4 protein-coding genes are annotated in these 6311 nt (G+C 69.8%); all 4 read right to left on the bottom strand.

Going from position 1 to position 6311, the window contains the following annotated elements; translation table 11 throughout:
* Window positions 1-322: 322 nt before the first annotated feature.
* From AAF430_20140 to AAF430_20125, 4 genes are read right to left on the bottom strand one after another with little or no spacing between them, the layout of a single operon-like run.
* Window positions 323-1639, bottom strand: coding sequence for a transglycosylase SLT domain-containing protein (locus tag AAF430_20140; GenBank protein MEM7412552.1), 1317 nt, complete (start codon window positions 1637-1639; stop codon window positions 323-325).
* 42 nt (window positions 1640-1681) lie between these two features.
* Window positions 1682-2419: a hypothetical protein gene (locus AAF430_20135; GenBank protein ID MEM7412551.1), complete on the bottom strand. Its 738-nt coding sequence runs from the start codon at window positions 2417-2419 to the stop codon at window positions 1682-1684.
* Between the two features lie 22 nt (window positions 2420-2441).
* Complete coding sequence (locus tag AAF430_20130) at window positions 2442-5645, bottom strand: type VI secretion protein IcmF/TssM N-terminal domain-containing protein (GenBank protein MEM7412550.1); 3204 nt, start codon at window positions 5643-5645, stop codon at window positions 2442-2444.
* A 1-nt stretch (window position 5646) separates the two neighbouring features.
* Entirely contained in the window at window positions 5647-6309 is a 663-nt protein-coding gene (locus AAF430_20125; GenBank protein ID MEM7412549.1) for a DotU family type IV/VI secretion system protein, read from the bottom strand.
* Window positions 6310-6311: the final 2 nt, after the last annotated feature.

Raw genomic sequence — 6311 nt, 5'->3', positions numbered from 1 at the left:
CTGCCGGAGCCGCGGGGAGCGGCGGGGGCGCGGCCGCAGACGCCGGCGGCGCTTCGGCGGGCGGTGGCGGCGTCTCCGGCGCGGTCCCCCCCGCCGGCACGACCGGGACCCGGACCGTCGGCGCGTCTGTGGGACGCTGGGGCAAGCGGGCCCGCCGCACGCCGTGCTGCACATCGTCGGAGCCGGAGCCGAGTCCGAGCTTTCGCAGAAGATCTCGAAACGCCAAGCCGTCCTCTCGCTGGAGCGCACTCGCTGCGGGAGTGAGTGGCCCCCGCGCTCGGTTTCTGTACGAATCCCGGCAGGATACCCGACCGGCGGGGCTTCAGTAGCCCGCGGCGGTCAACAAGGCGACGCTGGGGAGGCCCGCCTCGCCGGCCACCGCCGCCGCGAAGTAGCGGGTGACGTAGTCGGCCGTCTCCTGGGGGAGAAGCCCCGCGTCCACTAGCGCCCAGTAGGAACGGTCGCTGTAGGGATCCTCGAGGCGCTTCAGCGCCCGCCGCACCCCGTTCTCGCCGCGGTTGTAGCTGGCGAGCACGAGCATCAGCGATTCGCCCCCGAACTCGAAGGCCAGCGAGCGCAGGTAGCGCGCGGCGGCCATCGTCGACCGCTGGGGGTCCTTGCGCTCGTCCCCGGCCCCCCCCACCCGGAGTCCGTAGTCGCGCGCGGTTCCGGGCATGAACTGCCACAGTCCGAGCGCCCCGGCGTGACTCTTCGCTTCGGTCTTGTAGCCGCTCTCGATGCAGGAGAGGTAGTGGAGCAGGGGCGGCATGTAGGCGCGCTTCAGCTCCTCGGTCATCATCTCGCGGTAACGAAGGCCCCGCCCCAGGGCGTTGTTCAAGAAGCGCCGCTCGCGCTTCATGCGCCGTGCCACTTCGCCATAGAAGCGGTCGGGCACGCCACCCGGGTCCTGACGCAGCCCGATCATGATCTGCTCCACACGCTCGTGGAGGCAGCGATCGAAGCCGTCCACCGAGACCTCGTCGAGCCGGCATTCGCCCTCGACGACCATCTCGACCGGCTCGCTGCGGCGCTCCGAGCGTTCGAGGAGCGCCTCGAGGTTCTTGCCGCTCTGGAGTCGCTCTTCGATGCGCGCGAGCGCGACCTCGACGGCCTGGCTGCGTGGAACGTCGTCGAGCCGCCCTTCGCGCAGCAGGTGCCCGACCGCGGCGCGCAGTTTGTCGTGAGCGCGGCCGTAGTCGCGGGCCTCGTCCGCGGCGACGGCCTCTTCGGCGAGCAACAACGCCTCGTCCCAGGCGGGATCGCCACCGCTGAGCAGCAGCGCACCGGCGACGGCGCCGGCAACGACGACCACGGCGACGGCGATCGCCCACCAGGGCATCTCGCGCTCGGTCTCGTAGCGGAACGCCACCTCGTCGGCGAGCTGGAAGCGATCGCCCGGCTCGAGGACCACGCGTCCCTCGACGGGGCGACCGCGGTGCTGGGTCCCGTTCGCGCTGCCTTCGTCGACCAGATAGTGCACGCCGCCGAGGAGCTCGATGCGCGCGTGCTGTCGCGAGACGCGCTCGCTCGCGATCGGCACGTCGCAGGCCGGATCGCGACCGAGAGTGATCGGTCGATCCTCGACGCGCACACTGCGCACCTTCCGATCGCCTGCGAGCTGTACGAGACGCGCTTTCACGCTAGCTCCTCGCGTCGCCGAGGCCGTCCACGCGGCTGCCCACTAGCGAGGAACGTCCACCTCGGCGACCGTCGATGCGTTGACGCCGCTCGAGGATCCGCGAATCGCCGCGCGACTCCCGTCCCGATACACGTCGATCACTTCGATGTCGGCGATCTTGCGTCCCCCCTGCAGCAGCCGACCGCGTTGCCCGCGCGCGAGTCCGGCGGCCTTCCCCTTGTCGAGCAACACGGCCTCGCGCCCGTCGGGCAGGGTCTCGATCTCGAGGAGCGAGGCGCGCACCTTGCGGAAACGCGGCGCCTGCTTGCGCACGACGGGCTTCGGCTCGAGCTGGACGCGAATCTCGTAGTCGAAGCGCGCCGAGCCGGTCTCCGGTGTCTTCACCGCGAGGGTGTAGCGGCCCTTCGCTGCATAGCCGCGTTCGGGATGGCGCAAGAGCAACCGCGTGCGGCCCTGATTCTCTTCTTCGAAGAGGACCGCGCCACTCGCGTCTCCCACCACCACGGAGAAGACCGGAGTCTCCCCGTCGTCCTGGAGCTTCGCGACGTCGACGCGCAGCTTGCCGGCGGTCGGCGTGTCGAAGCGATACCAGTCGACGCAGTCTCCGCCGCGTCCGCAGTGCAGGCCATCGCGCTGCCACTGGTTCAGCGAGAGGGGACGCGACCCGGCCGGCTGGGCATCGGGGTCGGGCGGCTTCGCGCAACCCGACGCGCCGAAGATTCCGGCGAGGCTGACGACCGCAAAGAGCACACGTGCGGCGTGCGAACGGCTCTGCTGCATCCGACGAGTTCCTCCGGTGCGCTCAGCTGCGGATCGAGTCCGGCGGCGCGCGGTGCGAGATGTCGAGGATGGCGCTGCCCGAGCGCAGGCGATAGGGCACGGCGATCTCGATGCCGCGGTCCGCATCCTCGACCTTCCAGACGAAGTTCGGCCCATTGCGCTCCGCCGAGCGGAAGAAGTTCGGGAGCGCCATCGGGCCGCGCCAGGTGCGGACGGGCAACTCGCGCTCCTGCCCCGACTCGAGCACCGACACCCGCAGCTTCACTTCCGTGCAGCTCGAAGTCCACGGGATCGTGTGGGAGCGGCTCGGTCGGAACTCGAGGCTGAGCAGCCGATCCGAGCAGTCGACCTGCAAGAGGCGTTTGCTCTCGATCACGCCACCGGCGACCACCCGCGAAGGAACTCCGACCAACCGCACGCGAATCTCACGGTCCTCGCCGCGCAGGGTCTGCTGCACCTTGCCAGCCGCTTCGAGCCAGCTCAAGAATGCGGGACCGAAGGGCATCTTCAGGTCGCGGAGCACCGGCTTCGAGACCCCGGAACGGAAGAACGGAGCGAGCCAGGTGTCCTGGAAGGTCCGCAGCGCGCCGCTGGATTCGTCGTAGAGCTCGGCGAGCTGGGACTCGGAGAGACGACCGCCGAAGGGTCCGGCGACGGCGACGCGCCATTCGCGGTCGAGTTCGGCGGTCGCGGCGACCAGGACGGTCTTCAGGCCGTTCAGGATCGGCATCTCCAGGATCTCACGCAGCTTGCGACGCACCTTCGCATCGCCGGTCGGGACGATCTCCCGGACGACATCGAGCGCGCGGTGAAAGGACGAGTCGTCCCCGCCCGCCACTTCGAGAGCGGTCTTCAGCGCGTCCTCGCCGCTCGACTCCGCGATCTCGACGTCTTTCGCCACCTCCTCGAGGGCGAGCTGGTAGCGACTCCAGGGCGGCGCCTCCTCTTCGGCAGCCTCCTCCTCGTCGTCGGGCGGCGCGAGCGGTTCGGTGCGCAGCACTTCCTGGAGCATCGCCACGAACGCAGGCGGGTCCCCGGCGCGGGGCAGATCCGCGCTCATCTCGTCTCGGACCCGTGCGAGCAGCGCGTGATAGGGCGAGTCCTTGATCTGCTTGCTGCGCTTGGGTTCGACCGGAGCATTGAGGAGGAATCGCTCCCAGGCCGCGTCGTAGGCCACGACGTAGGAACGCAGGAACTTGCGGACGCTCGCCTCGGAAGCGCCCTTCGTCTCTTCGACGCCCGAGACCAGGCCGCGCACGACCCCTTCCCAGCTCGCCTTCGTATAGGCGCTGGACACGGCGTCCCGAACGCTCTCGCGCGGCCGGGGCAGGCCGAGGTCGGCGTAGCGCACCGGCGGACGCGTCTCTGCGTTCTCGCTGCTCCAGCGCTCGAGGTACTGGATCGAGAGCACCGTGGAAGAGGCCGTCGACAGCGTGCGCCGCTCGTTCTCGAGACGATCCTCGATCTCGGACTCCGGCAGCCAGCGCACGAAGTCGTCGTAGCTCTCGGTGAACGCGAGCTTGTCGGTCTCGTTGCGGCCGATGCGGCGCGCGTAGCGGACCAACCCGGGTCGCTGCTCGGTGCCCGCCTCGGTGCGCGTCATCATCCAGTTGAGATCGAGAGCGAGCTCGGCCAGGGCCTCGAAGGCCGAGGGATCGAGCTTCTTCACCTCCGAGCGCAGTCGGCTCTTCGCGTCCTCTTCGAAGTAGGTGCCGAAGGCCCAGAGGAACACCTTGCGCGCGTCTTCGACCGAGCGGTCGAGGGTCGGGCCGAGCCCTGCCCTGCCGAGCACGGTCACTTCGTCACTGCCGCCGATCGAGCGGCGCAGCCGATCGATCGCCTCGAGGCTGGAGGGGGCGTCGTTCACGCGCCGCGCGCGATCCACGAGTTCGCTCTGGCGGTCGAAGATCCGGTACGCCGAGACCGACCAGACGGCGACGGCGGCCGCACACAGGGCCGCTCCCGTGGCCAGCAACGCGCGGCGGCCCCGCGGCCCCAGGCTGCTGTGGGGAATCGCCAGGGTCTGATCGCCGATTACCACGTCGCGAAAGAGGTCCCGCAGGAACCAGCCCTGGTTCTGCGCGGCGGCGTGCTGGGCACGCGCCCATTCGCCTTCCAGACGGCTCAAGACCGCGGACGAGGTACCGCCCCCCTGCTGCGCACTGGTGAAGTAGACACCGCGCAGGAACGGCGTCTCCTCGTAGACGGAGGGCGCGAAGGCCGCGCGCAAGAGCCCCGTCAGCGCATCGCAGGCCGCCTCGAGCTCGTGCGGCAGACCGAGCACGCGTCGCCGCCGGTGCGAGTCGGTCTCGCGCATCAGGAGTTCACCGACCAACGACTCGATGCGATCGCGGATGCCCTCGAAGGCACGCTCGGCGAGATCGCCCGCATCGGCAAAGCGACGCTCGGGGTTGGTGAAGCCCAGACACTCCACGAGTCGGTTCGGCGGCAGACCCGACACCACCTCGTTGAACCCCTCGACCCGGTCCAGCTGGGTGACGACGACGTAGATCGGTGCGTCGACGCGGAGCAGGTCGGTGATTTCGTTCATCCGACGGCGCAGATTGCGCGCGTCCTGCTCGAGCTCGGCGGCACTCGCAGTGAGCAGCCGCACCGCAGAGATCGTGACGACGAGCCCATTGATCGGGCGACCGGGCCGGGCCTTGCGCATCAGCTTGAGCAGGTCGCGCCACTCGGAGCGATCCGGGCTCGCATCCGAGTCGAGGTAGCGGCCCGCCGTATCGAGCAGGATGGCCTCGTTGGTGAACCACCAGTCGCAATCCGGGGTGGCCGTGCCGCGCGCCACGTGGGCGAACTCGGCGGGCAGCTCGAGGCTCGACGCGCCGATCATCTGGCTCTTCCCGGATCCCGGTGCGCCCACCACGAGCAGCCAGGGCAGCGCATGGAGGCCGTCGCGTCCCAGGCGCGACGCCTTCAACTCGGCGACGGCGCGCCGGAAGCGCGTGGCGAGATCGCTGGCCGGCCCCGGCGCCGACGGCGCCCGTTGACCGTCGGCGTAGCCGCGATCGAGCCGCTCCTCGCTCTCTTCCGAGATCAGATTGCGCAGCAGGAAAAAGACCAACAGCCCGAGCATCACCAGCAGCGAGACGATGATCGGCACCAGCCAGTAGCCGAAGCCGAAGCCCGCGATCAGGATGCCGATGAGCAGCGCGAGTCCGAGCCACACGCCCACCCGCGCCTGGCGGTTCTCGGGAAGGAATCCCACGTCAGGCTCCAGGGCCGGGCACGCGCCCGCCCGCGAAATAGAGCCCCAAGAAGAGCAGCGCAAAGAAGCCGAGCGTGATCCCCAACATGGCGAGCAACGGGCGCGCGATGGAGCCGCTGCGCTGGCCCGGAAGTTGGATCTCGACCTCGTAGGCCGAAGGCGTCAGCGGAGACAGGGTCGACACGTCGGCGGCGCGTCCCGCGACCCGCAGCATCTCGAACTGCTGCCCGAGGAGGCTGCGACGCTCCGCCTCGCGGTCGGCGTACTGCCCCTCGAAGCCGAAGGCGAGACACAGGAAGAAGACTTCGCGCGCGTCGGTCTGTTCAGCGCGAAGCCGCGAGAGCCGCTCGAAGAACTCGTCTCCACCGCGGTTGGTGTGAAAGAGCTGGAGCTGGAGGGGCTCGGAGAGCCATTCGGCGCGTCCGGGCCACTCCGTGCGGAGGATCATCTCATCCGCGAAGGCGACCAGCGCGAAACGCGCCTCTTCGACGTCGACCGGCGACACCCCCTGGACGGCGGGGTGGCGCATGAAGTCTTCCAGCAAGCCGCGCAGACGCGCGCGCACGCCCGCCGCATCGGGACGCTGATCGTCCGGCGCTTGCGTGAACAACTGGACGAATGCGAGGAGGTCACCGGCGGCGCGACCCAGGCTCCAGCCAGCCATGT

Source organism: Myxococcota bacterium, from assembly GCA_039030075.1.
Classification (GTDB): Bacteria; Myxococcota_A; UBA9160; order UBA9160; family SMWR01; genus JAHEJV01.
This window is presented reverse-complemented; position numbering and strand designations above follow the sequence as displayed.

What these genes read in the sequence shown, in the direction of transcription:
- AAF430_20125 (MEM7412549.1), bottom strand. Translation starts at nt 6,309, where the DNA reads ATGGCTGGCTGGAGCCTGGGTCGCGCCGCCGGTGACCTCCTCGCATTC.
- AAF430_20135 (MEM7412551.1), bottom strand. Translation starts at nt 2,419, where the DNA reads ATGCAGCAGAGCCGTTCGCACGCCGCACGTGTGCTCTTTGCGGTCGTC.